At 40.8% G+C, this 25,133-nt stretch carries 18 protein-coding genes and 2 pseudogenes; 6 read left to right on the forward strand and 14 right to left on the reverse strand.

Features of this window, described 5'->3' with window-relative positions; all coding sequences use genetic code 11:
* Nucleotides 1-140: 140 nt before the first annotated feature.
* Nucleotides 141-989, reverse strand: a complete 849-nt coding sequence (locus ACSQ6I_RS11825; RefSeq protein WP_438890531.1) for a M28 family peptidase — start codon at nt 987-989, stop codon at nt 141-143.
* Nucleotides 990-1,241: 252 nt separating this feature from the next.
* Here ACSQ6I_RS11825 and dnaK point away from each other — a divergent pair, with 252 nt between their 5' ends.
* Together dnaK and ACSQ6I_RS11835 are read left to right on the forward strand one after the other, a co-directional pair.
* On the forward strand, nt 1,242-3,320 hold the full coding sequence (dnaK, locus tag ACSQ6I_RS11830) for a molecular chaperone DnaK (RefSeq protein WP_438890532.1): 2,079 nt from the start codon (nt 1,242-1,244) through the stop codon (nt 3,318-3,320).
* Between the two features lie 326 nt (nt 3,321-3,646).
* Nucleotides 3,647-4,645, forward strand: a complete 999-nt coding sequence (locus ACSQ6I_RS11835; protein WP_438890533.1) for a DnaJ C-terminal domain-containing protein — start codon at nt 3,647-3,649, stop codon at nt 4,643-4,645.
* Nucleotides 4,646-4,865: 220 nt separating this feature from the next.
* Here the strand turns inward: ACSQ6I_RS11835 and ACSQ6I_RS11840 are convergent, their stop codons facing one another.
* From ACSQ6I_RS11840 to ACSQ6I_RS11855, 4 genes and pseudogenes are all read right to left on the reverse strand, one after another.
* A complete protein-coding gene (locus ACSQ6I_RS11840) occupies nt 4,866-5,921 on the reverse strand; it encodes an ABC transporter ATP-binding protein (protein WP_438890534.1) in 1,056 nt (351 codons plus the stop codon).
* 167 nt (nt 5,922-6,088) lie between these two features.
* Nucleotides 6,089-7,705, reverse strand: coding sequence for an ABC transporter permease (locus ACSQ6I_RS11845; RefSeq protein ID WP_438890535.1), 1,617 nt, complete (start codon nt 7,703-7,705; stop codon nt 6,089-6,091).
* Nucleotides 7,706-7,708: 3 nt separating this feature from the next.
* Nucleotides 7,709-8,719 (reverse strand): iron ABC transporter substrate-binding protein, encoded by a 1,011-nt coding sequence (locus tag ACSQ6I_RS11850; RefSeq protein ID WP_438890536.1) that lies wholly within the window; start codon nt 8,717-8,719, stop codon nt 7,709-7,711.
* A gap of 821 nt (nt 8,720-9,540) precedes the next feature.
* Nucleotides 9,541-9,844, reverse strand: a pseudogene (locus ACSQ6I_RS11855) (transposase); the annotation flags it as partial.
* A 159-nt stretch (nt 9,845-10,003) separates the two neighbouring features.
* Between ACSQ6I_RS11855 and hemC the strand changes: the two are divergent.
* Together hemC and glgA are read left to right on the forward strand one after the other, a co-directional pair.
* On the forward strand, nt 10,004-10,972 hold the full coding sequence (gene hemC, locus ACSQ6I_RS11860; protein ID WP_438890537.1) for a hydroxymethylbilane synthase: 969 nt from the start codon (nt 10,004-10,006) through the stop codon (nt 10,970-10,972).
* A gap of 117 nt (nt 10,973-11,089) precedes the next feature.
* The gene (glgA, locus tag ACSQ6I_RS11865; RefSeq protein ID WP_438890538.1) at nt 11,090-12,526 is read left to right on the forward strand and encodes a glycogen synthase GlgA; all 1,437 of its coding nucleotides are present in this window, start codon (nt 11,090-11,092) and stop codon (nt 12,524-12,526) included.
* 167 nt (nt 12,527-12,693) lie between these two features.
* Here glgA and ACSQ6I_RS11870 read toward each other — a convergent pair whose 3' ends face one another.
* Complete coding sequence (locus tag ACSQ6I_RS11870; RefSeq protein WP_438890539.1) at nt 12,694-13,467, reverse strand: hypothetical protein; 774 nt, start codon at nt 13,465-13,467, stop codon at nt 12,694-12,696.
* Nucleotides 13,468-14,567: 1,100 nt separating this feature from the next.
* On the opposite strand from ACSQ6I_RS11870, the gene ACSQ6I_RS11875 reads away from it, so the two are divergent.
* Nucleotides 14,568-18,047, forward strand: a complete 3,480-nt coding sequence (locus tag ACSQ6I_RS11875; RefSeq protein ID WP_438890540.1) for a DUF4114 domain-containing protein — start codon at nt 14,568-14,570, stop codon at nt 18,045-18,047.
* Between the two features lie 177 nt (nt 18,048-18,224).
* Here the strand turns inward: ACSQ6I_RS11875 and ACSQ6I_RS11880 are convergent, their stop codons facing one another.
* Nucleotides 18,225-20,144, reverse strand: coding sequence for a lipoxygenase family protein (locus tag ACSQ6I_RS11880; RefSeq protein ID WP_438890541.1), 1,920 nt, complete (start codon nt 20,142-20,144; stop codon nt 18,225-18,227).
* Between the two features lie 56 nt (nt 20,145-20,200).
* Between ACSQ6I_RS11880 and ACSQ6I_RS11885 the strand changes: the two genes are divergently transcribed.
* Nucleotides 20,201-21,040, forward strand: coding sequence for an FAD-binding domain-containing protein (locus tag ACSQ6I_RS11885; protein WP_438890542.1), 840 nt, complete (start codon nt 20,201-20,203; stop codon nt 21,038-21,040).
* A gap of 219 nt (nt 21,041-21,259) precedes the next feature.
* Here the strand turns inward: ACSQ6I_RS11885 and hemE are convergent, their stop codons facing one another.
* The 7 genes and pseudogenes from hemE to ACSQ6I_RS11920 all read right to left on the reverse strand — a co-directional run bounded on the left by hemE (nt 21,260) and on the right by ACSQ6I_RS11920 (nt 25,008).
* A complete protein-coding gene (gene hemE / locus ACSQ6I_RS11890; protein ID WP_438890543.1) occupies nt 21,260-22,312 on the reverse strand; it encodes a uroporphyrinogen decarboxylase in 1,053 nt (350 codons plus the stop codon).
* Between the two features lie 67 nt (nt 22,313-22,379).
* On the reverse strand, nt 22,380-22,535 hold the full coding sequence (locus ACSQ6I_RS11895; RefSeq protein ID WP_438890544.1) for a hypothetical protein: 156 nt from the start codon (nt 22,533-22,535) through the stop codon (nt 22,380-22,382).
* A 143-nt stretch (nt 22,536-22,678) separates the two neighbouring features.
* Nucleotides 22,679-23,047 (reverse strand): type II toxin-antitoxin system VapC family toxin, encoded by a 369-nt coding sequence (locus ACSQ6I_RS11900; RefSeq protein ID WP_438890545.1) that lies wholly within the window; start codon nt 23,045-23,047, stop codon nt 22,679-22,681.
* Between the two features lie 314 nt (nt 23,048-23,361).
* A complete protein-coding gene (locus tag ACSQ6I_RS11905) occupies nt 23,362-23,823 on the reverse strand; it encodes a hypothetical protein (RefSeq protein ID WP_438890546.1) in 462 nt (153 codons plus the stop codon).
* 185 nt (nt 23,824-24,008) lie between these two features.
* A pseudogene (locus ACSQ6I_RS11910) lies at nt 24,009-24,383 on the reverse strand (DUF5615 family PIN-like protein).
* Nucleotides 24,380-24,613: a DUF433 domain-containing protein gene (locus ACSQ6I_RS11915; RefSeq protein ID WP_438890547.1), complete on the reverse strand. Its 234-nt coding sequence runs from the start codon at nt 24,611-24,613 to the stop codon at nt 24,380-24,382. Before ACSQ6I_RS11915 ends, ACSQ6I_RS11910 begins: the two are co-directional and overlap by 4 nt.
* Nucleotides 24,614-24,690: 77 nt before the next feature.
* Nucleotides 24,691-25,008, reverse strand: a complete 318-nt coding sequence (locus ACSQ6I_RS11920; protein WP_438890548.1) for an RNA-binding protein — start codon at nt 25,006-25,008, stop codon at nt 24,691-24,693.
* Between the last annotated feature and the right edge of the window lie 125 nt (nt 25,009-25,133).

The raw sequence follows: 25,133 nt of genomic DNA on the forward strand, positions 1-25,133 counted from the left end.
ATTAAATGCATATAAAAAGGAATAAAGAAGAAATAGATAGATAATCTTATCCTGAAAAGAGAGTATTAATCCCATTTAATGCTTGAAATTCCCGACTTTTTGCAAGAGTCGGATATTCTTATTTGAGATATTAAAAAACTTTACAACCGCCTAATACCCATTTCTAAACCCTCACATACACCAGTGAGAAAATCTAAATCTAGACTAGCAATAATATCACTTGGTTTGTGATAATTTGGATTTCGCATAAATGCAGTATCTGTCACCATCATTGCTGGATAACCCTGATCCCAAAAAGGGGCATGATCACTAAGTCGAGTTTGAGGAACCATTAAACCGCGATTCGGTGCTGGTAGCCATTGACTAGGGACACCCGTTTGGCGAATACTGCGACTTAAATTCATTAAATCCGCCAAAGTCCGCCAATTACCAATTAACCCAATAAAATCACCACGATTGGGGTAAATCAGTCCTAAAGGAGATGGGTAGCTTTGGGAACCAGGGGTAGAATCTCGATACCCTAACATTTCCAAAGACATCATCAAGCGTAAACTTTGCCCTTGTTCGCGCAACAAAGCTGCATAATCAGCACTTCCCAGTAATCCATATTCTTCCATATCAAAAGCCACTAGCCGCAACGGATATTTAATAGGTTCAGCGGCAAAATTTCTAGCAAATTCTAATAAAACAGCCACACCTGTAGCGTTATCATCAGCAGCTACTGTACCAGGTACACCATCATAGTGAGCGCCGATTAAAATGGGTGGTAAATCTAACTTTTGCTTTTTTGCTGAAGCGGGTAAATTTAAAATCAAGTTTTTGCAGCTTTTAGTCCCTACTTGAAAGGTGTGGATTTCCACACTTCCCCATTGGGCAAATTGTTGGCGAATGTATTCTTGAACAAAAAAATGTCCCGCAGTTGCCATATAGGGATCGCGTTCTCGTGCTATCTCTTGTAAATGATTTTCTAATCGCTGTTTTAATGTCAAATTAAAGATTGGTGATTGGTGGTTAGTAAAATTCTGACCTATTTTCTGTTCCCTATTCCTGATTCCCTGTTGCCCCACTGCAAATGCTATCCTAGTGCAAGCAAGTAGCGCCTCCAGCTAAAATTTTTCCAATTCTTGATTTAATGGTGATAATTATACCATTGGGCGGTTTTCATCATTGAGCGCCAAGCAAGAGGAAGTCTCGCCTAATCATAATAAATGTATAAGAAACGCTTAGGAGAAGAGTAACGCATGGGCAAGGTAGTCGGCATCGACTTGGGTACAACCAACTCAGTAGTCGCCGTGATGGAGGGTGGCAAGCCGGTGGTGATTGCCAATGCAGAAGGAATGCGAACAACCCCCTCAGTCGTTGGCTTCAGCAAAGAAGGGGAAAGGGTAGTTGGGCAGATGGCAAGACGGCAAACCGTTCTGAATCCTCAAAATACCTTTTTTGCAGTTAAACGCTTTATTGGGCGGAAATATGGTGAACTTAACCCAGATTCCAAGCGTGTGCCATACACTATCCGCAAAGATGAAATGGGCAATATTAAAGTTGCTTGTCCTCGGTTAAATAAGGAATTTGCCCCAGAGGAAATTTCAGCTATGGTGCTGAAGAAATTGGCAGATGATGCTAGTCGCTATTTGGGAGAGGCTGTGACTGGGGCTGTAATTACTGTTCCTGCTTATTTTAATGATTCCCAACGCCAAGCTACCCGTGACGCGGGCAGAATAGCTGGTTTAGATGTGCTGCGAATTCTCAATGAACCAACTGCGGCATCTTTGGCTTACGGATTAGATCGGGGAGAAACGGAAACCATCTTAGTTTTTGATTTGGGTGGTGGTACGTTTGATGTGTCGATTTTGGAAGTAGGTGATGGCATATTTGAAGTTAAAGCCACTAGTGGAGATACCCAATTAGGTGGTAATGATTTTGATAGAAAAATAGTTGATTGGTTGGCAGAGCAATTTTTAGAAGTAGAAGGTGTAGACTTAAGACGCGATCGCCAAGCTTTGCAAAGATTAATGGAAGCAGCAGAAAAAGCGAAAATAGAACTTTCTGCCGTCAGCGTCACCGATATTAACTTACCCTTCATCACTGCCACAGAAGATGGCCCCAAGCATTTAGAAACTCGACTGACGCGATCGCAATTTGAAGAACTGTGTGGCGACTTAATCACCAGAGTGCGAACCCCTGTTAAACGGGCGCTAAAAGATGCCGGACTTTCATCTAGAGATATTGAAGAAGTTGTACTAGTGGGCGGTTCCACAAGGATACCGATGGTAAAACAGCTAGTTCGGGATTTAATTGGCATCGAACCTAACGAAAACGTCAACCCTGATGAAGTTGTGGCCGTTGGTGCTGCTATTCAAGCAGGTATTCTCGCAGGTGAACTCAAAGATGTGTTGCTGTTAGATGTCACACCCCTATCTTTGGGATTAGAAACCATTGGCGGCGTGATGAAAAAACTGATTCCCCGCAACACAACTATACCAGTACGACGCTCTGACATTTTTTCCACCTCTGAAAATAACCAAAACAGTGTAGAAATCCACGCTGTCCAAGGTGAAAGAGAAATGGCAACAGATAATAAGTCTTTAGGACGGTTTAAGCTGTATGGCATCCCACCAGCCCCCAGAGGCATACCCCAAGTTCAAGTATCATTTGATATTGATGCCAACGGTATTTTACAGGTAACTGCTTTAGATCGGACTACGGGCAGAGAGCAAAGTATCACAATTCAAGGCGCTTCTACTTTAAGTGAGTCAGAAGTGAATCGGATGATTCAAGATGCCGAAAAATACGCCGACATCGACCGGGAAAGGAAAGAACGGGTAGAAAAACGCACTCGTTCCGAGGCATTGATTTTGCAAGCAGAACGGCAATTGAGGGAAGTAGCCTTAGAAATGGGGATGCAATTTGCCCGTAACCGTCGCCAACGCATTGACAATATTTGCCGAGAATTGCGTGAAAGTTTAAAAGATAATGACGATCGCGGTATTGACCAAGCCTACGCTGACCTGCAAGATGCTCTGTATGAGCTAAATAGGGAAGTGCGAGAGTATTATGCTGATGATGAAGATGAAGACTTGTTTGGCGCTATCCGTGACATTTTCACCGGCGATAAAGAAAAAGAACGAGAACGGGATTATCCCAGAGATACCTATCGAGAACGTGATTCTTACAGCCGGGACTATGGCAGAGATAATACCAAAGACTATGGCAAAGACTATGGTCGAGAAAATCGTTCTTCGTCCTATGATAGTCCTCCCCCACGCAGAAGCCGTCCCAGCTATCAGGATAATTGGGATGATGACGATGATTGGCTCTAAGGTAATTTTAGATTTTGGACTTTAAATTTTAGATAGGGGATTAACTGTATGAAGTCTAAAATCTAAGTTCCAATATTTGCTCCCGTCAGTGATAAGTAGAAGCACAACTGACAACTGACAACTAACCACTGACCGAAAAATTTTAGATTTTGGATTTTAGATTTTGGATTGGGAATTTTCGGTACAAGCCCTGCCCCTTCAAGGCGGAATTAATCCAAAATAGCCAATCTAAAATCCTCAAACTACACACTTTAGGGTGGAGTCAATCCAAAATCCAAAATCGTAAATCCAAAATTGATTGACATCTAAATTTAAATAACTGAACTATGCAAAATTTGCAGAATTTTCGGGATTATTACGAGATTTTGGGAGTAACGAAAGAAGCCTCTAGCGAAGAAATAAAAAAAGTTTATCGCAGGTTAGCAAGGCAATATCACCCTGATCTTAATCCAGGTAACAAGGAAGCAGAAGAAAAATTTAAGACTATTGGTGAGGCTTATGAAATCCTTTCCGACCCCAGTAGGCGATCGCAATACGACCAGTTTAGCCGCTACTGGAAACAAAAAGGCTTTGCTGGTGCTAAACAACAAACACAAAAACCCAAAGCTTGGGGAGATAATCGTGCCAACGGTCGCAGTAATCAGGAAGTAGACCCCAGCGAGTTTCCTGATTTTGAAAGTTTTATTAATACGGTAATTGGTGTCAGCAGTCGCCAAGATAATAAAAATACGGCAGCTGATACCACTCCTAGCGACCCGTTTCGGACTCCCAGAACCAAAGTTTCATATACAGTTAACACCCCACCCCGCACCACCCGCAGGGATATAGAAGCTCGATTAACCTTACCCCTAGAAAAGGCTTATCAAGGTGGTAACGAACGCATTCGTTTAGAAGATGGGCGATCGCTAGAAGTAACTATGCCTCCAGGTATGGTAACAGGTCAAACCATCCGTCTGCGAACTCAAGGCATTGGCGGCGGCGATTTATACTTAAAAATTACCGTAGACCCCCATCCATTATTTAAACTAGAAGGTTCTAACATTTTCTGTCAAGTTCCTGTAACTCCCAGTGAAGCAGTCTTAGGAGGACAAGTAGAAGCACCAACCCTAGACGGGCCAGTAAAAATGACCATTCCCCCCGCTGTGAGATCAGGTCAAAGATTTCGGTTAGCTAATAAAGGCTATCCTGGTGATAACGGTAAACGCGGCGATCAATTAGTAGAAGTTCAAATCGTCACACCCAAAAATATTACAGATGAAGAAAGACAGCTTTACGAAAAATTGCGGGAAATTGAAACCTTTAAACCCCGTGCTGATTTAATTTAATTGTCTGATAGCGTAGCGTGGCGTAGCCATATCAGGATGTCCAGGATTTAAGGATTAACAGGATGAAAAAGAGGATTTGACAATTAATAGATATCTCCAGAAATTACAGCAGTTTTCATGTAATTAGACCACCTCTTAATTCCTCTTTGCGCCTCTGCGTCTCTGCGTGCAATAAAAAAAATGTGGTTAATTTGCCCGAATACCTGAAAATATCTGTACTTTAGCCACCCTTATTTGATGCAGGAAAAATGTGTACACCATTACCTGTTGTAGATAACTCTACCTTCGTACCTACAGGTATAGCTTTACTCGCCATGAGTCGCGCATGAATCTCTTTTCCCGAAAGAGTTTTTAAACAGTATTGATATTCCCGTCCTAAAAAGCGGCGGGTAGTAATAATAACAGGTGCATCCGTAGCTGGTTTTAAAAGCAAGTCTTCTTGGCGGATCATAATTTCGCCAGTATCACAGTTAAAATCAGTTGGGATGCTAAAACTACCAACTTCGGTTTCCCAGACATTACCTTGACGACGAGCAGGAATGAAGTTAGCTTGAGTGACAAATTCGGCCACAAACCGGGATGATGGATGGGTATAAATTTCTTCTGGTGTGCCTAGTTGTTCTAAATTTCCTTGCTGCATAACTCCAACCACATCAGATATAGCTAGTGCTTCTTCTTGATCATGGGTGACAAAAATAGCTGAAGTCCCTGCGGCTTTGAGAATATCTCGAATTTCTTCCCGCAATCTTAATCTAACTTGAATATCCAGATTACTTAATGGTTCATCTAATAGCATAATCTGGGGTTTTGGTGCTAAAGCCCTAGCTAAAGCTACTCGTTGCTGTTGTCCCCCAGAAAGTTCGTAGGGGTAGCGTTTTTCTAAACCTTGGAGTCTAACTAATTCTATAACTTCAGCGACGCGCTTTTGTTTTTGCTCTTTACTAAATTGTTTTAAGCCAAAGGCGACATTTTCTAAAATATTAAGATGGGGAAATAGGGCATAGTCTTGAAAGACAACGCCGATATCACGCTGTTCGGGTGGTATGTTGATTGCATTATTACTAACTACCTGTCCAGCGATTTCAATTGTTCCTACTTGCAGACGTTCAAAGCCAGCAATTAATCGCAACAGTGTAGTTTTACCACAACCAGATGGGCCAAGTAATGCCAGTATGTCTCCTTGTTGCAATGTTAAAGATACATTATTTACTGCCGGAAAAACACTTTGAGCAAATTGCTTAGTGACATTCTGTAAATTAAGAATTGCTTGTTGCATGGCTAAATTATATCAATTCAAGAAATAGGGAACAGGGAACTGGAAGTATTCCGTGTAAGGGCGAAGCATTCGGAAAATAAACTTGGGAAAAACCGATAAATTATCGCCCGAATGCTTCGCCCCTACTACTTCCGGGGTATCAATCCAAAATCTAAAATCGCATGACATTAAAACTTGGTTTGGATTTCTGGTTTAATATTAATTTTCTCTTTTTTAATATTTTCTTGAGATAACACTAATAAAGTTGCACCTGTAGAAACTAATAACATAGCTAATGAACCAGCAGCGGCATCAGCAAAGTCCACATTTTCTGTAGCTTGCCAAATTTGCACGGCTAAGGTATTGAAACCGATGGGTGCTAATAACATAGTCGCGGGTAGTTCTTTAATAGCTGTCAAAAACACCAACACTGCACCACTTAATATCCCCGGTTGCACTAGAGGTAAGGTGACATCTTTTAAACTTTGCCAAGCTGTTCTCCCTAGACTTCGGGCTGATTCTTCTAGTTGGGGATTGACTTGTAAAAGGGAGGTGCGGACTGTTCCTACTGTTTGCGGTAAAAATAACACTAAATAGGCAAACACTAGCATTGGTAGGGTTTGGTATAAAAATGGTAGATAGTTAGCCCCAAAAAATACTAGAGATAAGGCGACTACAATTCCCGGTACACCAAATCCTAAGTAAGAACAGCGTTCAATCATGGCTGTAATTTTACTGGGGAAGCGAACTGATAAAATTGCCACTGGTAGGGCAAAGATGATGATAGCTAAAGCTGCTAGTGCCGCAGCCAAAATTGAATTAAGGGCAGATGGTAGTAAGTTAGGAAAGTTGTAGCCGCTGTTAAATCCCCTCATTAACCAAAATAAGGTGATACCTACTGGTAACACTACACCTAAGCTAGTAATGAGTAGACAAAAGGCAAAGGCCGGCCATTTCCAAATGCCTAATTTGCTAATTTTGGGTGGACGTAGGGAAGCTGAACCACGACTATAATAAGCTGCGCGCGATCGCACTCGATACTCTAACCATAAAATTAACAGTACCAATATCACCAACATTAATGATAAAGCCGCTGCTGAATTCCGGTTAAAACTAGCTTTGTATTGCAGAAAAATTACCCGTGTAAAGGTATCAAACCGCATCAAAGAAGGTGTCCCAAAGTCCCGCAAAGCATACAAAGCTACCAATAACCCCCCGGCAATCATTGATGGTTTCAATTGGGGTAAAACCACCTTAAAGAAGGTTTCTCGATTGCTATAACCCAAACTCTGGGCAGCTTCTTCTAAGGAAGGATCTATCCCTTGCAGTCCAGAACGGACGCTTAATAGCAGATATGGAAAGGTAAATAGAGTAATGGCTAAAACTGTTCCCGGAAAACCATAGATAGAAGGTAATTCTTCCACCCCTAAAGGTGCTAATAACAACTGCAAAAAGCTACCCTTGGGTGCTAAAGTTGCAATCAAGGCAAAACTACCTACATAGCTGGGAACTGCCAGGGGTAATGTTGTCGCTATTAGCCAAAACCTCCTGCCGGGTAAGTCTGTTCGCACGGTTAAAAATGCTAACGGCACGGCAATCAGTGTAGAAAATACAGTCACTGTTGCTGCCATTGCCGCACTATTAAAGAATACGGAGATATTGCGCGGACGAGATATCAATTTCCATAACTCATCCCCACCAATACCTATAGTGCGGATGACTAAGTAAACTAACGGTAGAGCAATGGATATTGCCACTACTCCAGCCGCTAATGTGAGAAATAATGGAGGACGAACCGATTTCAATTTCTACAAAACTCCTGCGTCTTGTAATAATTCTAATGTTCCTGGCAAATCATTCAAGTTTGTCAGGTTGAGATTTGGTCGATTAATCTGGCTGAGTGGTACTTGGTTGGCTGGGCCTGCTACTCCTTTAACCAAGGGATATTCGTTAGTTTCTTTGGCAAAGTATGTTTGTGAACTCGGTTTGAGCAAGTAGCCAATAAATCTTTCTGCTTCGGCTTTTTGCTTGGTGGAGTTCATAATTGCCACTCCGGCGATGTTAATCATCGATCCTGCGTCTTTTTTGGTGTAGTGAGTAGCTACAGGAACATTAGGGTTAGTTTTTTTGAAGTTAGCTAGGTAATAGTTGTTTACTAAACCGATTTGAGTTTCACCGCGTCCTAGTGCTTCGACAATTGCTGTGTTGTTGCGGTAATCTTTGACTCCGTTGGCTTTCATTGCTTTAAGCCATTGCAGAGTTTTTGGCTCTCCCTCTAGTACGCGCATCGCTGTCACAAATGACTGAAATGAGCCATTAGTTGGGGCCCACGCTACTTTACCACGCCATTGTGGTTTGGTTAAGTCCGAAATGGAATTTGGCAGTTGGTTCTTTTTGACTAGCTTGGTGTTGTAGTTAAGGACACGAGCGCGTCCAGAAATACCCATCCAATGTCCTTTGGGAGAGCGAGAGCCAGCATCTACTTGATTCAACAAGTTAGAGGAAATAGGCAGTGTGCGCTTTTGTCTTTCTAGTGTACCTAAAGCACCTGCGTCTTGAGCAAAGAATATATCTGCACGGCTATTTTTGCCTTCTTCCAAAAGTGCGATCGCTAATTCGGCTGTATCACCATAACGCACTTGAATATTCAAGTTTAAATCTTTTTTCGCTTGTTCGAGCAATGGCTTAATCAGTTTTTCCCCTCTCCCAGAATAGATAGTTAGGGTTTTTGTCTGCGCGTTTACACCCAGTCCTATTCCCGAACTGAGCATAAAAGCTAAAGCTCCAACTGAAGCTTTGATTAAAGTTGAATTTTTCAATGCTCTAGCCTCCAATACATTTAACAGGAAGTTTTAGTAATAATTTCACAGTCTCAAGTAATACCACGAGTTAGTGTAGTAAATCAATAAGAATTCTCAAAAATTTTATATTTTATTTCATCCTAAATGAAAAAATATCCTGTTAGAACCATCAACTTATCTCTGAAAAATCCATAAAATTGTGAATTAAAGCACTAAATATCAGGTTAATATCGTTTTAGAGTCACGCCATAATTTTTTTGTGTGTTGAGAAACTATACTAACTAAGTTCCAATAAATACTTGATAATACTTTTCATTAAATTAACGATATAGCTCAAATGCAATAGCTAACAAATGAAAAATATTATCATATAGTCCTTGGTGTGGGGTATCAAAATGTTTTCAAACAAAATTTCCTTATGGATGTTGGCAGCTACAACCCTGACATCCCAAGCTTTTTATGCACAATTGGCAACCGCTTCTGAGCAACCTTAATACCCACATTCCGCAGATATTGAAGCAGATTAAATAATTATGAATTGTAAAAATACAAAGCCTGAAATGGTTATCTGGTAATCATTTCAGGCTATTTTTTTGTAAAATAATAAGCGTCAAAGCTTCTACAGCCGTTGAACCCTCGTAATTTGGCTAAGGTATTGTACTAAAAACGGGTTAAAAGTGTCATTCTGATAGCGCAGCGTGGCGTTAGCCATACGAAGTGAAGAATCTCCGAGATACTTCTCTACGAGACGCTCCGCGAACGCTGCACTACGTTACGCTCAGTATGACATAAGTCCAGATTTTACCCTTTTGCAGTATAAAAACTAGTTGACAAGCATCTATCAAGCTGAAACCCCTACTGATTCTGGTCTGACTACACTTGTTCATTACGTCCAAGCGTCTTTCATTCACTTTTGTTGCCGACCAAGATGCTTCTGTCAAAAAGTGATGAAGGGAGGTGGTAAGTTACACCTACAGCGTTTTCTGCCATCTGAAACAGGTTTTTTCGCTCGCTTTCTCCTAATAACCCCCCTAAATATTGTCTAAACTCCCTTTTTTGTGCTTTATGATTAAATAAATCATCAAACCTTTGACACCATTTTTCAAAGCATGGGGGCATGGCTGTGGGTGTTGTCTCTTTCATGAGGTTAGTTTGATGTGAAAGCTATGCTATCTCTGCATTATAACCTCTTTTGCTCTCTTTTTTTGCCTAAGTCCCGTTAGCCCGATCCAATCCAGTGCGTCACTCCCTGCGGTAGTCTAGATAGATGTGAATTTATCGCCTGGTTTGACATATAGTTTTATGACTTCAGTTTCTAGTCCTCCCCGCACTATTCGTATTGGTTCACGTAAAAGCCAACTTGCTCTGGTCCAAACACACTGGGTAAGAGAGCAACTTCAGAAAAGCTTTCCTGATATCACTTTTGAAGTCCATACCATGTCTACTCAAGGTGACAAAATCCTGGATGTAGCATTAGCCAAAATTGGTGATAAAGGTTTATTTACCAAAGAACTGGAATTGGGAATGATCAATCAGGAGATTGATTTTGCAGTTCATTCCCTTAAGGATCTGCCAACGAAGTTACCAGAAGGGTTAACATTGGCAACAATTACCGAACGTGAAAATCCAGCAGATGCGCTGGTACTGCATGAAAAATATAAAGGACAGACAATCGACACTTTACCTAAAGGTGCGGTAATTGGGACATCTTCCTTGCGACGGCTGGCACAGTTACGCAATAAATTTCCCCATTTTACATTTAAAGATGTGCGGGGAAACTTAATTACACGCATGGAGAAACTGGATAAAGGTGATTATGATGCTTTGATTTTAGCGGTAGCTGGGTTAGAAAGATTGGGAATGAGCGATCGCATTCACCAAGTTTTACCCCCAGAAATTTCTCTCCATGCCGTCGGACAAGGCGCTCTGGGCATAGAATGTCGTGCAGATGACAGCGAAGTCATTTCCATCCTCAAAGCCATTGAACACCCCCAAACACGCGATCGCTGTCTAGCTGAACGAGCCTTTCTCCGTTCCTTAGAAGGTGGTTGTCAAGTACCCATTGGTGTAAATACAGAAATAGTTGATGGTAATTTAACGCTAACAGGTATTGTTGCCAGCGTTGATGGTCAAAAACTGGTACAAGATACTGTTACTGGACTAGCCAAAGATGCGGAAAAGCTAGGTACAGAACTAGCAAATATTTTACGCCAACAAGGCGCTACGGAAATTTTAGAAACAATCTTCACCGAAATTCAACGCGGATCATAAGTGGACTAGAGACTGGGAAGATGAGGGAGATGGTGAAGATAATAATGTATTAATTTACTTCTGACTCCTGACTCCTGACTCCTGACTCCTGCCTTTTACCAATTACCAATAAATACCATGCGGATTTTATTTGTTGCAGCTGAAGCTGCTCCCATTGCCAAAGTAGGCGGAATGGGTGATGTTGTGGGTGCATTACCGAAAGTCTTAAGAGAAATGGGGCATGATGTGCGAATATTCTTGCCTTACTATGGCTTTCTTCCAGACAAAATGGAGATTCCGAAAGAACCTGTATGGACTGGAAATGCCATGTTCCAGGACTTTTCCGTTTATGAAAGCGTTCTGCCTGGAACTGATGTCCCATTGTATTTATTTCAACATTCTTCCTTCAATACCCGCCGTATTTATGGCGGAGAAGATGAAGATTGGCGGTTTACCTTTTTCTCCAATGGTGCAGCGGAATTCTGCTGGAATTACTGGAAGCCAGAAATCGTTCACTGTCACGATTGGCATACAGGAATGTTACCAGTTTGGTTGAACCAATCCCCAGATATCACCACTGTATTTACCATTCATAACCTAGCTTATCAAGGTCCGTGGCGTTGGTATTTAGAGAAAATTACTTGGTGTCCCTGGTATATGCAAGGACATAACACCATGGCCGCAGCAGTTCAGTTTGCCAATAAGGTAAACACAGTTTCTCCCACCTATGCAGATCAAATCAAGACCCCTGCTTACGGTGAACAAATCGAGGGTTTGCTGTCTTTTATTAGTGGGAAACTATCAGGGATTATCAACGGCATAGATACAGAAGTTTATAATCCTGCCAATGATAAATACATCACCCAAACTTTCACCACCGATACCTTAGACAAACGCAAAGCCAACAAAATTTCTTTGCAAGAAGAAGTAGGGTTAGAAGTCAATTCTAATGCCTTTCTCATTGGCATGGTGACAAGGTTAGTGGAACAAAAGGGTCTGGATTTAGTCATGCAAATTCTAGACCGCTTCATGGCTTATACAGATGCTCAATTTGTTTTGCTGGGAACAGGCGATCGCTATTATGAAACCCAAATGTGGCAATTAGCATCTCGCTATCCCGGACGCATGGCAACTTACTTACTCTATAACGATGCTCTTTCTCGTCGCATTTACGCTGGTACTGATGCTTTCCTCATGCCTAGCCGTTTTGAACCCTGCGGTATTAGCCAAATGATGGCTTTGCGTTACGGTTCTGTCCCCATTGTCCGTCGCACAGGTGGATTAGTTGACACCGTATCACATTACGACCCAGTCAATGAAGCCGGTACTGGCTACTGCTTCGATCGCTATGAACCATTAGACCTGTTCACCTGCATGATTCGCGCTTGGGAAGGTTTCCGTTTCAAACCCCAATGGCAAGAATTACAAAAACGCGGTATGAGTCAAAACTTCAGTTGGTATGAATCTGCCAAGCAGTACGATAAGCTGTACAAATCAATGTACGGTTTGCCAGAAGAAGAACCCACACCAGAAGAACCAAAGTTAATTTTAACCGAGTCTAATGGTAAGACCTGATTAGTAATATAGAGCGAATAACGGGGGCTTCCCATCCCCTGTTATATGTTTTTCAAGATAAGCAATAAAAGATGAAATTTTTAACTTGTCTGCCTCGGTAATTATTCAATCTCCTGACTTCTGACTCCTGACTCCTAAATTCTTACTTGTGATCATTTAATTTATATTCACGCTGATTTAAAAAATCTAATAATTTCACGGACATGATCAAGAAATTGCCCATCAGTGGAAAGTTGTGCGATCGCATTTCTGGCTTCTCTAGACAGACGCTCATGTTCAGATTGGTTTGTAGCGCGTACTTCCTCTAAACTAGCAACAATCCGCGCTAATTCTCGGCGTGTTTCTTCCGAAAACCGTTGATTATTTGCTACTAAAGAATAAGGCTGTTCTGGGTTAAGTTGCTCCTCTAAAGATTGCACTTTTTGCTCTATTTCATAAAAACGGTTACGCAGTTCCACAATATCTTCCCGTGGATAGGTAAATGCTTGACGAATCATTCTCAACCGAGCATATAAATACTCGTAGGCGCTGATAGCTGGACGCAATAAAGTTAATAATAAAGCTGCACCAGAACTAATATATCCAACGGTACTAATACCTGTAACAGCCAGGATATACAAAGCAAAGGCTGAAACTAAGTGTAACCCAATAGCAATCAAGAGCGATCGCTTGGCTAAAACTTTTACATACTTAACTTGTTTCTCATCTACGGAAATGTTTTTTTCTATAGATTCTGCTGCTTCAGCTAAAACTTCTTTAGCCTGAAAATGGACATTCCACGGAACTGTCACAATTACCAATAACCACCAAAAACTCGCCCCACCAATTACCCAATCGAGAAAGCTACCAGCAGATACATGAAACCACTGCAAAACACCAAAAGCCAGTAATACTGTGACAATAATTCCCACAATCGAACTTATAAAAAAGTTGAAATACATCTTTTTATGTCTCCAATAAAACTCCTACTTCTATCTTGACTACAAGTTAACGGATATACCGAGAATGTTGTGATGGTTTTTCTACTAGCACATCATAATTAAAATAAATCAAATGTCAAAAAATATCATCTTTTTTTTGCCACAATCTTGACAAACATACCCTATATGTGGGAATCAACAACTATAGTCATTAAAAGCAAACTCAGCGTTTTAAGTATTCTTTGTCTAAACTTTATGGAAACTTGACAATTAATAGTACAGGATATAGGATATGTTTATCTTGGGCGTTTAATGAAAACCTTATCCATCAATAGAAAATTAAACCCCTAAAAGATAAGTAAAAACTTCAGCATCTTGGTAGGTTCGTTTTAGTAGGGTCGTTCGGGTGTCATCGGAAAAACCCCAGGTCTAGATAGACATGGATTTTCATAGTGTGCGATCGCAAAGCTGACCTTTGGCGTTCGCGTAGCGTCTCGTTAGAGTAGCCTCTTGTAGAGAAGGTATCGCAAAGCTGACCGTCAAAGTAGCATACTTTAGGTATAGTTATCGCTAACAGCTACTGCTGCCAGCAGATCGTAGTTTGGGTAATTGAATTAAAATCTAGGTTTTATTTTGCATAGAGTTTAACCCGGATTTCCCTCATACCCATTGCTATAAATATTAAGCTCTGACTGCTTTACCACGGTACAGAGAGCAAGCTTAACGCAGATTAACAGTGGGATTAACTCCTATTCCTGACTGCTTGCTATCCATAGCAACTTTGACTACTTCACCGAAGTAGTGCTGAGTAACGAGTGCTGAGTAAAAAAGTCTAATTAATTGTACGCTGCTCAACGCCCAGCTACCGCTTTAAGTGTAGCTATGTAGGGCTGACAGCACAAGAGGTTTAAAACCCCTACATTCAAGTAAGGAATTTCCTCATGCAGATTAATCGCAGAGTGAACTCCTTCCTATCCTCTACTCCAATTCATATCAACTCTGGCTACTCAACTACAGCACAGAGAAATTTTTTCACGCAGATTAACAGCAAAGACGAGCCGATTACAAAGCAGTAACGGCAATTTATCAAAACTTGAAAAAGCCAAAAATACTACAGAATTATGACTGAAAAAGTAGATATCTCCACACTTAATGGCACAAACGGTTTTATCATCATCAATGGCGACACAAACGATGACAACTTAGGCTACTCAGTTAGCAATGCGGGAGATATTAACGGTGACGGTGTTGATGACATAATTATCGGCGCTCCCCAAGCCGACCCTCAAGCAAAAGGTAATGCTGGAGCCAGCTACGTAGTATTTGGCAGCAAAAACGGCTTTGCTCCTACCATTGACATCTCCACCCTAAATGGGATCAACGGTTTTACTATCCTCGGTGCTACTGAAAGTGAGGCAGCAGGTCGTTCTGTTAGTGCAGCAGGAGATGTGAATGGCGACGGCATCGACGACATAATTATCGGCGCTCCCTTTGCTGACACCAATAACAACAATAACATTGGCAGCAGCTATGTAGTATTTGGCAAAAATAGTTTCAGTTCCAATTCCACCATTGACCTCTCCAACCTTGGTAACAACGGCTTAGTCATCAACGGTCTGAATGCAGAAGACGAATTAGGCTACTCAGTCAGCAGTGCCGGAGATATCAACAATGACGGCATTGACGATCTAATTATCGGCGCTCCCAATGCCTATACCACCTCCAACGGCAAGCCTGGACAGACTTACATAGTATTTGGTGCGAGTAACTTTGATTCCAGTTTCGACCTCAACACCCTTAATGGCAGCAACGGTTTTGTCATCAACGGACAGAGCATAGAAGACTACTCAGGCTTATCCGTCAGCAGTGCTGGAGACATCAACAACGACGGCATTGATGACCTAATTATCGGCGCTCCCCAAGCTATTCCCAATGGTACAAATTCCGGGCAAGCTTACATAGTATTTGGCAAAAATGGCAGCTTTGATGCCAGTTTCGACCTCAACAGCCTTGATGGCAGCAACGGCTTTATTATCAATGGCCAAGAAGGTGACAAATTAGGCTTCTCCGTCAGCAGCGCTGGAGATATTAACAACGACGGCATTGATGACCTAATTATCGGCGCACATGATGCCGACCCCAATAGCATCACAAATGCTGGTCAAAGCTATGTAGTATTTGGCAAAAATGGTAACTTTGATCCCATCTTTGACCTCTCCACCCTCAATGGTACTAACGGTTTTAGCATCAACGGCATTACCGAATTTGACAACTCAGGCTGGTCTGTCAGTGGTGTGGGAGATATAAGCGGAGATGGCATCGACGATTTAATTGTTAGCGCCAACAATGCAGATCCCAATGGTGAAAGTTCTGGTCAAAGCTATGTAGTATTTGGCAAAAATGGCAGCTTTGCTTCTGCCATCAACCTTACCGATATTGATGGTACTAACGGCTTTATCATCGACGGCATTGCCGAATTTGACAACTTAGGTAATTCAGTTAGTGGTGCAGGAGATGTAAATGGTGACGGCATCGCTGACCTAATTCTCAGCGCCCCCTTTGCCTCCTCCCAATCTGGGGAAGGCTACATAATTTTTGGCATCAATAGCGCCCCTACAGATTTGCTCTTAAGCAACAATAGTATTAATGAAAATGTTGCCTCTGAAACCGTAATTGGTACATTTACTACCACTGATCCCAACATCAAAGTTCAAACTTTCTCCTATAGCCTAGTTGCTGGAGATGGAGATGCTGATAATGATGCTTTTAGCATTGATGGTGAAAGTCTGAAAATCAACCAATCTCCAGACTTTGAAAGCAAGGTAATTTACAACATCCGCGTCAAAACAACAGACCAAGGTGGACTCTCCTATGAGAAGGAGTTGACTATCAATGTTAATGACCTTGACGACGCAGGGAATAATACAGCACCCACAGATTTAGCATTAACTGCAATCACTATTGATGAAAATGTTGCCTCTGAAACAGTAATTGGCACATTTATCACCACTGACTCAGATTCAGGTGATACCTTCACATACAGCTTAGTTGATGATGATAACTATCCTGACAATAGTGTTTTCAGTATTGATGGTGAAAGTCTGACAATCAACCAATCTCCAGATTTTGAAACCAAGTCAAGTTATCTAATTAAAGTTAAAACTACAGACCAAGATGGACTTTCCTATGAGAAAGAATTGACTATCAATGTTAATGACATCAATGAAACAGGTACAAATGTAGCGCCTACAGATTTAGCATTAACTGCAATCACTATTGATGAAAATGTTGCCTCTGAAACAGTAATTGGCACATTTATTACCACTGACTCAGATGCAGGTGATACTTTTACATACAGCTTAGTTGATGATGATAACTATCCTGATAATAGTGTTTTCAGTATTGATGGTGAAAGTCTGAAAATCAACCAATCTCCAGATTTTGAGACCAAGTCAAGTTATCTAATCCGAGTTAAAACTACAGATCAAGATGGACTTTTCTATGAGAAAGAATTAACTATCAATGTTAATGACATCAATGAAGAACCTACAAATGGTGGTTCCTCAACTACTAAGTTAGTCAAAATTAGTGATGATGTCTTTCAAATCCAAACCAACAATAGTAAAGCCACACTTGAAGTTACACTCACCGGACTTAGTTCTAGCCTTGTCAATGAATTAGGTGCATTTACTGTTGATGATGCAGCTGGCACAATTAATGGTATTGCCCCTGGAGAAGCTGGATATGCTGAGGCAGCATTGGCGAACAGTAAGGTAATTTTCTCGGCTATTTCCAAAAATCCTCAGCAGTTTGATACAAATAATATCAATAAGTTATTAGGATTTGATCCCAATGATAACTTAAGATTTTATGTGGTCAAAAATGGCTCGACTGATTCCGTAAAAGCTGGAATCACGTCTATTTCCAACATAATTTTTCCTAGTTCTTCAACTCTCCAAAGTACAGACTTAGGTAATAATAATTTCTCTCTCGCTTGGGAAGATGGTTCTGGTAATCCTCAAGGATTCGAGGATTTGGTTGTCAAGATTAAGGCTACAGATAATCCTTTACCTCTGGGTACAGGTTTGCAAGACCGTTCACAGGGAGAAAACATTGATTTACGAGATGTTCCTGGTTTGGTGAATGCTGAGTTTACAGTCTATCGAGAAGCAGCCTTCGATAACTATGTTGGTTTCTATAAAGTGACTGATGAAAATGGTGGAATTGATATTAATGGTGATGGTACTGCTGATATCTTACCTGGGCAAGCTGGCTATACTCAAGCAGCGGTTAATCAACATTTAAGTAATCTTGGTTTGAGTGTTAGTAATGGACAAACAGCAAATTTTAGTGGCACTTTAGAAGGTGGTGCTATCTATGTGCCATTTCTAATTGTAAATAGTAGACCTGATGCTGTTCTTGATAACAATTCAAATAATGATCCAGCCGTTTACTTTACTTTCTTAGGTGCTAATTCAGATCAAACAGATCATGTCCGTCTTTTAGGTGATAACACCTTTGGCTTTGAAGATTTAGTGAATGGTGGTGATGAAGATTTTAACGATATCGTTGTCAAATTTGAGTTACAAGCGATCGCATAGAAATCTTTGAGGATGTTTGAAAAGTCTACGGTTGTGTCGAGATTTCCCCTTTAAAAAGGGAATAAGCTTCTCAAAGCCCTCCTGACCATTAAGGGCGGGAAAACCCCGCCCCTACAGGCTTTGCATTGAAAACTGTACTTCACTAATCTGACAACTGCTACAGGTGTTTTGATTTACTCAAATATTGATACTATTGGGAATGCGAGAAGGCAAAAGATAGGAATATTCAATGCCGTTTTCTGTTAAACGCTGCTGATTTCGGGCTTTGATTTTGGCTTCAATCTCTAATAAGTCATTTTGAAATTGAGCGAGTATTTGTCTATCAATTTTATCTGCAAATTGAATTAAATCAGAACTTCCCAAATTACCCCAAAAAATTCCGCATTGAGTGGAAGTTAACCGCATCTGCTGTAAATCTTTATCTGTTGAGGGTAAAAATTCCTCTAAACTGGTTGGTGTATCTGGTCGGTTGTAGTTTGCAAAGGGTGCATTGGGGACGTAGCCAAAGTAATCGAATTGGCTAAAGTTTATGGCTGCGTGTTGGGGGCCACAGGTAAAGATGGTGATAGTGGCTATGTCGATTAGTTGTTGCAAACTACCAATTTTTGTAAACCCAGGTACACGGGGATATGAAGGTAATTCTTGGGGTTCTATTCCTGATTCTGTGACTAATTCTTTGGGGAACCATGCAGGTGCTTGGGGAAAGTCTGATTTGGGACGGGTGTTTAAAGGTGCGCTTAATTCATCAGCCCAAGCTTGTAAATAGGGGTCTTGTTGTACTGCTTTGTCGTCTGGGTAGTAACGCTGTAAATAACGAGTGGTATATTTAGCGATCGCTTCCCATAATAACAAAGCATCGTCTCGGTAAGGAAAATCTGGTAATAACTTCGGCTCAATTCCCCGCACTTCGATGTCATTCAACAGGGAATAATACCAAAAAGACTTCTCTCGATAAGCCTGATTCATCAATTTAGAAGATGCTTCCAGGGTGGGAGCCATTAAATTCTCAATTGCTGATCCTGCTGCTAAAAGTACGTTATTAACCCGATTATTAATGGCAATTAAAAACTGAAAATGGGGAGATAATAATTGATAAACTGGGTGATTACTTGGTAACTGTCTGGGGGTAGCAATGGCTAATGCTTCCATTGCCAAATGAGTATAACTTAAATGAGCAATCAATTCATGATGGGTAGCATCCGCAGTTTGAAAGTATAATTTTGCTTTCATCCAATCATCCGCTGCTTCTCCAGTAATTCCTGGAGTTACAACTCTGCCTTTTTGCACTTCAATTAATATAGGTTCTAAACCTTTATCTGTACGGTGAAATAAAGCTGTTGGACTACCCACATATTTACCAGGTTGTAAATCTGTAACTTTCAAGTTTCTCAGCAGTGGATAGTCAGCGATAAATAGACGGTTTTCACTGGCAGACTTAATTAAATCTATTGTCCCATTATTCGCTAATTTATAAGGTTGAGTAGCCAAAGCTTGGAGAAAACCTTGGTCATTTGTTTGCACTCGTCGTAGCACTGTGGGGTTTGCACCAGCTACCCTTTGACGAACAAATTCGCGATCGCTCAAACCGCCATCTCGCTCATGAATCATACTCACGATAGGAGGCTTAACACCATAGTTTGCTAAAGCTTGAAAAAATAGCTTTCTTTGTTCTGCATTTCTTTTGAGTGGAGGTAGATTTTTATCTACCGCTTCGACTGCTTTATTGGCAGCTAAAAGCCTTTCTATTAACTTTTTTCTTTCCCGGATATAACTATTATTAAATTGTTCATTGGGCGGTAAATCAAAATTAAACCATCCTGATTGAAAAACTTTACAGTCCACCAACAAAGTTGAGATATTTACCCAACTTTCATCTAAATCTGCAATTTTATTTTCTAGCTGGGTCAACAATAAAGTCCAAGGTTGTGAAAGTTTTCCTTGTTCTAAAAGATTTTGATACAATTTAGTTAAAATGTAGCGTATAGCGCCATCTTCCCCAACATAGGGAAATAACCGTGCATATCCTTTTTGTTCTAACCCATTGGGGTGATAGCGATAGTAGCCTTTTTGTTCGGCTAAAGATGTATATTTTGTCATAATTTACTCCTAAAGGAATCATTGGTTACTAAAATTAAGTCTAAATCAATAAAACTATGTTGCGTGATTTTACTAATCGAGAAGAATTAATAGCTTACCTCCGCGAACAATTCCCCACAGCCACAGAACGAGATGATCACGTTAGTATTACTGTAGGAGGAAGGAAAGCAGCCGAACAAGTATTACATAAAGTTAATCCAGATGCTTACGGAAAAACACGTAATTTTCTAACAGGCGATGTCACTAAACTATCACCTTACATTCGTTATGGCGTTTTGAGTTTGCGAGAAATTCGAGATTATATCCTTGATAAGGTCCAGAATTTAGATGAAGCGACTAAATTAATTACCGAGTTAGGTTGGCGTGACTATTGGCAAAGGTTATATGTAAAGCTGGGGGATGGTATTTGGCAGAATCAAGAAGAATACAAAACTGGATACAAACTAGCAAACTACGCAGCAGAATTACCTCTAGACATCACGGAAGGTACAACAGGACTAGTTTGTATTGATAGCTTTAGCCGAGAATTGCGAGAAACTGGCTATCTGCACAACCATATCCGAATGTGGTTAGCAGCTTATGTTGTCCATTGGCGACATATTCAATGGCAAGCAGGCGCAAAATGGTTTTTGCAACACTTGCTTGATGGCGACCCAGCCAGTAATAATATGTCATGGCAGTGGGTAGCGAGTACCTTTAGCCACAAACCTTATTTTTTCAACCGCGAAAATTTAGAACGTTATACAAAAAGCGTTTATTGTCGTCAATGTCCACTGTATGGAAGTTGTGATTTTGAAGGTAGTTATGAAGAATTAGAACAGCGACTTTTTCCTGATGGAGAGTTTAGTAAAAAGCCGAATAGTCAAAGTTGGCAGAAAGGAAAAAAGCGAGGTTGAAGTGCTGTGTTAATTAATTAGGGAACACCAGAAAATAAATTATCCAATCTTGTGGGATGGGCATCCTGCCCGTCCTTGATAATTTGCGGGCAAGACTTCGACAGGTCTTACAGTGAGCTTGTCGAACTGCTCAGTCCGAGGATGCCCGCAGCACAAGAAATTTTTGTACATTTTTTTATTTGGAAGTCCCTTAGGTGGGCAAATGCCCACCCAAAAGAATTACACCAAAGCATTCAGGTTTTTTGCAGTTTCAAAGAAGAAAGCGACGTTTTCTTCTGGTGTGGCTGGTAGTACACCATGACCAAGATTGAGGATGTGTCCCCAGTTCCCGGCTTTGCGAACGGTGTCTAGAATGCGATCGCGGATGAACTCTTTTGAACCAAATAACACACCAGGATCAAGGTTTCCTTGAACTTTGACGTGTTTACCTAATCTAGCCCGTGCATCTGCCATATCCACAGCCCAATCGACAGTGACGATATCCGCCCCCGATTGTGCCATGCGTTCGAGAATACCTGCGCTACCACTAACTAACAAAATTAAGGGTGTATCCGGGTGAGTTGCTTTGACTTTCTCGAACACCATTTTTTGATAAGGTAGGGCAAAGGTGTCATAATCTTGGGGGCTGAGTTGTCCTGCCCAAGAATCGAACATTTGCACAACTTGAGCGCCGCAGTCAATTTGGTAGCGGACATAGATTGCGATCGCATCAGCCAATTTTTCCAAAAACTGATGTAGCATCGTTGGGTCGCTAAATGCCATGTTTTTAATGATGGAATAGGTTTTAGAACCTTTGCCTTCCACCACATAAGCGGCTAATGTCCAAGGTGCGCCCACAAAGCCTAACACCGTTGATTGATTGCCTACTTCCTGCCGTAATGCCTGCAAAATCGTTTTGATAAATGGCAGGGATATTTCTGGTTCTAGAGGACGCAGTTGATCAACTTGTTGTTGAGTGCGAATGGGCGAGTGAATAATTGGGCCTTTACCTTCCGCAATATCCATTTCAATCCCCATTCCTGGGAGGGGAGTGACAATATCGGAAAATAAAATAACTCCATCGGGTTGGAAAGCTCTCCAAGGTTGGAGGGAAACTTCAATCGCTACTTCTGGAATTTCTGAGCGATCGCGGAATGAAGGATATTTTTCTCGCAAATCCCGATATGCTTTCATATAGCGCCCCGCTTGTCGCATCATCCATACGGGGGGACGATCTACTACTTCACCACGTGCAGCCCGGAGGAGGAGAGGAGCCGTTGAGGAAACACCCATTTAACACTTCATCCTAAGTCACTTTTTTATGTCACTGTTTAGCTTATCATTCTCAGAATACCCTTGATCAGTATGGGTCAAAAGCAGCGCCCACAGCTTTACCTAACTTAATATACTCAGCCAGAAGTTTAATAATCAGCCAGAAGTTTAATAAACTGACTATGGAAATGCGATCGCTCTCAGGGAAGTAAATATGCTGGGTTAATGAGGTGTAAGTTTGCAAGAGATGCGATCGTACTGCGCCACGTTTGTATTGAAATTTGAAAAAGATTTAATTCGCCAATTTTTAAGGGAAGAATGATTATTGGTATGTGCGATCGCATCCCTCATCGCAGGCATCGCTCTCATTTTATTTAGTTTAACTACTTACCAATGCTCCAATACCAACCCATCCACATAGTCAAAATCCGTATCATCTGTAACTAATATCCACCCTTTTTCCAAGCACTGAGCAGCAATCCAAATATCATTCATTGGAATTGGTCTGCCTTTCCGCTGTAGCATTAAACGAGTTCGAGCATAGATAGAAGTTGTTTCTCTTCCCAAGGGTACAACGGTACAAGTTGAAATAAACTCTAGATAACGCGATGAATTTTCCGCACCAAACAACAATTCTCCTGCTACCACTAAAGGTAAAATAATTTCTGGCAACGCTAACACTCTTTCAATAATTACTGCGTCACCATTTAAGAAACGAACTGCAACAGAAGTATCTAAAGCAATTTCACCACTCATTTTTATCCACCTGCCGACATTCCGCAATTGATTGTTTTATCTCTGCGGCTTCTGCATCGCTTAAAATTCCTGCAAATTTGGCTCAGGGATGATCTTTGCGTGTAGCTTTCACACGATGCAAAAAATCTAGCAACATTTGCACAATATCATCAGGAGTTTCTTCGAGTTCTTGGATTAATTGCTCACGGTTGGTCATACATCTAAACCTCCAAAGGATAATAAATGGAAATCTCACTCCTCTAGTTTAACTCATGCGATCGCACTGCCATTCCAATAAAGTGAAGGTGAGTTACTTTGTTAACGCACCTTGTAATTTAACTTTGTTTCTTTCGTTGCGATCTATACCAATTGTGAGCTTTATTAACTTGCCCTGCCCAGAATTTTAAGACAGTATCTTCTTTTGTGTCGGGTAGTACATTTAGCCACTCCATCCAATCGAAAAAAATCTTACTTGGCTTATACTCAGCACGATTTACTACCAGTGAGTTTGCCATAAAGCCATGCTCACAATAACTGCGACATGAAATTTGTCCCAAAAAATCACCAATAATATGTCTATCTAATCCTGTCCATCCAGAGATATTCATGTAATGGATATCTCCTTCACCAACGCTAGGTAAATGAAATTCTATACCTTTGACCAAATCAGAATATGTTATCAGGCTTAAATTTTTGCCTGCTACTGCGATTCGTTTTTCTAGTTCTGCGTATGCAATAGGATCTTGTGGAGCGTAAGTCCATTGCCATGCCGCCATTTTTTCAGCAATTTCATCCATCTTTTACCTCCCTTTTGCTTACTATTTTCTTTAGTAGTAAAAGTGTCATATTTCCTTTAATTATACCATACTACTTAGATAGTATCTATAAATTTTCTCAATATATCAATATTCAAGCATCACACGGAATTTTGCAGCATATCTACCTAAATCTCTACGCAATTACAAGTATTATCTTCAAATTGTCAACGAATTGGCAGCTTACGAATACGTACAGAATTATCATCAATTGTCAGGGCTGAACCTTGAGTAAGTTCTTCCTCTAACTGAGGTAAAACTTCCAACAATCTTTGTGTAATCACATCAGGTTTTGCAGAAGATAACCGCAATGTAACCAAACTTGGTTGGTTATACTTGCCAACAGCTATCAACATAGAAAAATCTAAATCTTGGGTAATTACAATTCAACCTTCAACCCTTGCAAGTTCCAAAATATCTATATCAGGAGCAGTGTTAGAAAGCAAATCTGTACAACGCAAAATGTCATAACCCTTCAATTTTAGTGCTGCAACTGTTAGAGGGGAAATATGCACATCAGCAATAAAGCGAAGGTGATTCATGCTGAAGGAATACCTACAATTTTATCTGAAACTGTCCAAGCAGCGTAGTTAAGCGCCTGTCGGATATCTTCAGCCTCTAATTCTGGATAAGCTGCTAAAACCTCCTGAACCGAAAGGTTACTAGCCAGCAATTTCAGGACAAAGCTCACAGTGATACGCATTCCCCGAATTGTTGGTTGTCCGAGGCAAACGTTAGGATTAACAGTAATGCGATCTAATTGAGCCAGCACTGTGGGACTCCTGAACTATAAAAATTCTTTACCTATTCTCACATACAGCAGACAAATTTAGAAAAAGTCAATTAGTTCTAACCAGCTAAAGCAGGAATTTTCAAAGGTACAAGTGCTTTATGCAGTACACTGGGTTTAGAACTTAAATATACTTCCCGACAATCACTATCATTGTATCCAACCACAACCGCGCCTATAGTTGTACCAATTTCAGGATACATTTCTGAACTCATCCCCCCTTCATCTAAAAAATCTGGAATTTTGATTAATCCCTTAACTAAAGACTCATCAATATTGACAAAAACGCCAAAGGGTGTATGAAATTCTACTTTTCCCAGAACAAACTGACCTGGCTGATACTTAGATTTAATATTTTCCCAACTTGTACTATCCATAAAAAATTATCTTAACCCAAGTTGCTAATGATCTAGTCGAGGCTGGTAATAGGTAATTACTGATACGTAATTATTGATGAAATTCCATCTTCATCCTGTAAATCCTTAAATCCTTGTCATCCTGA

The organism is Anabaena sp. WFMT (assembly GCF_051781005.1).
In the GTDB taxonomy this organism is placed as follows: Bacteria; Cyanobacteriota; Cyanobacteriia; order Cyanobacteriales; family Nostocaceae; genus Anabaena.

Excerpts from the sequence above, each read along its gene's own strand:
- dnaK (WP_438890532.1), top strand. The coding sequence starts at position 1,242 with ATGGGCAAGGTAGTCGGCATCGACTTGGGTACAACCAACTCAGTAGTC.
- ACSQ6I_RS11835 (WP_438890533.1), top strand. The coding sequence starts at position 3,647 with ATGCAAAATTTGCAGAATTTTCGGGATTATTACGAGATTTTGGGAGTA.
- ACSQ6I_RS11840 (WP_438890534.1), bottom strand. The coding sequence starts at position 5,921 with ATGCAACAAGCAATTCTTAATTTACAGAATGTCACTAAGCAATTTGCT.
- hemC (WP_438890537.1), top strand. The coding sequence starts at position 10,004 with ATGACTTCAGTTTCTAGTCCTCCCCGCACTATTCGTATTGGTTCACGT.
- glgA (WP_438890538.1), top strand. The coding sequence starts at position 11,090 with ATGCGGATTTTATTTGTTGCAGCTGAAGCTGCTCCCATTGCCAAAGTA.
- ACSQ6I_RS11870 (WP_438890539.1), bottom strand. The coding sequence starts at position 13,467 with ATGTATTTCAACTTTTTTATAAGTTCGATTGTGGGAATTATTGTCACA.
- ACSQ6I_RS11875 (WP_438890540.1), top strand. The coding sequence starts at position 14,568 with ATGACTGAAAAAGTAGATATCTCCACACTTAATGGCACAAACGGTTTT.
- ACSQ6I_RS11880 (WP_438890541.1), bottom strand. The coding sequence starts at position 20,144 with ATGACAAAATATACATCTTTAGCCGAACAAAAAGGCTACTATCGCTAT.
- ACSQ6I_RS11885 (WP_438890542.1), top strand. The coding sequence starts at position 20,201 with ATGTTGCGTGATTTTACTAATCGAGAAGAATTAATAGCTTACCTCCGC.
- hemE (WP_438890543.1), bottom strand. The coding sequence starts at position 22,312 with ATGGGTGTTTCCTCAACGGCTCCTCTCCTCCTCCGGGCTGCACGTGGT.
- ACSQ6I_RS11900 (WP_438890545.1), bottom strand. The coding sequence starts at position 23,047 with ATGAGTGGTGAAATTGCTTTAGATACTTCTGTTGCAGTTCGTTTCTTA.
- ACSQ6I_RS11905 (WP_438890546.1), bottom strand. The coding sequence starts at position 23,823 with ATGGATGAAATTGCTGAAAAAATGGCGGCATGGCAATGGACTTACGCT.
- ACSQ6I_RS11920 (WP_438890548.1), bottom strand. The coding sequence starts at position 25,008 with ATGGATAGTACAAGTTGGGAAAATATTAAATCTAAGTATCAGCCAGGT.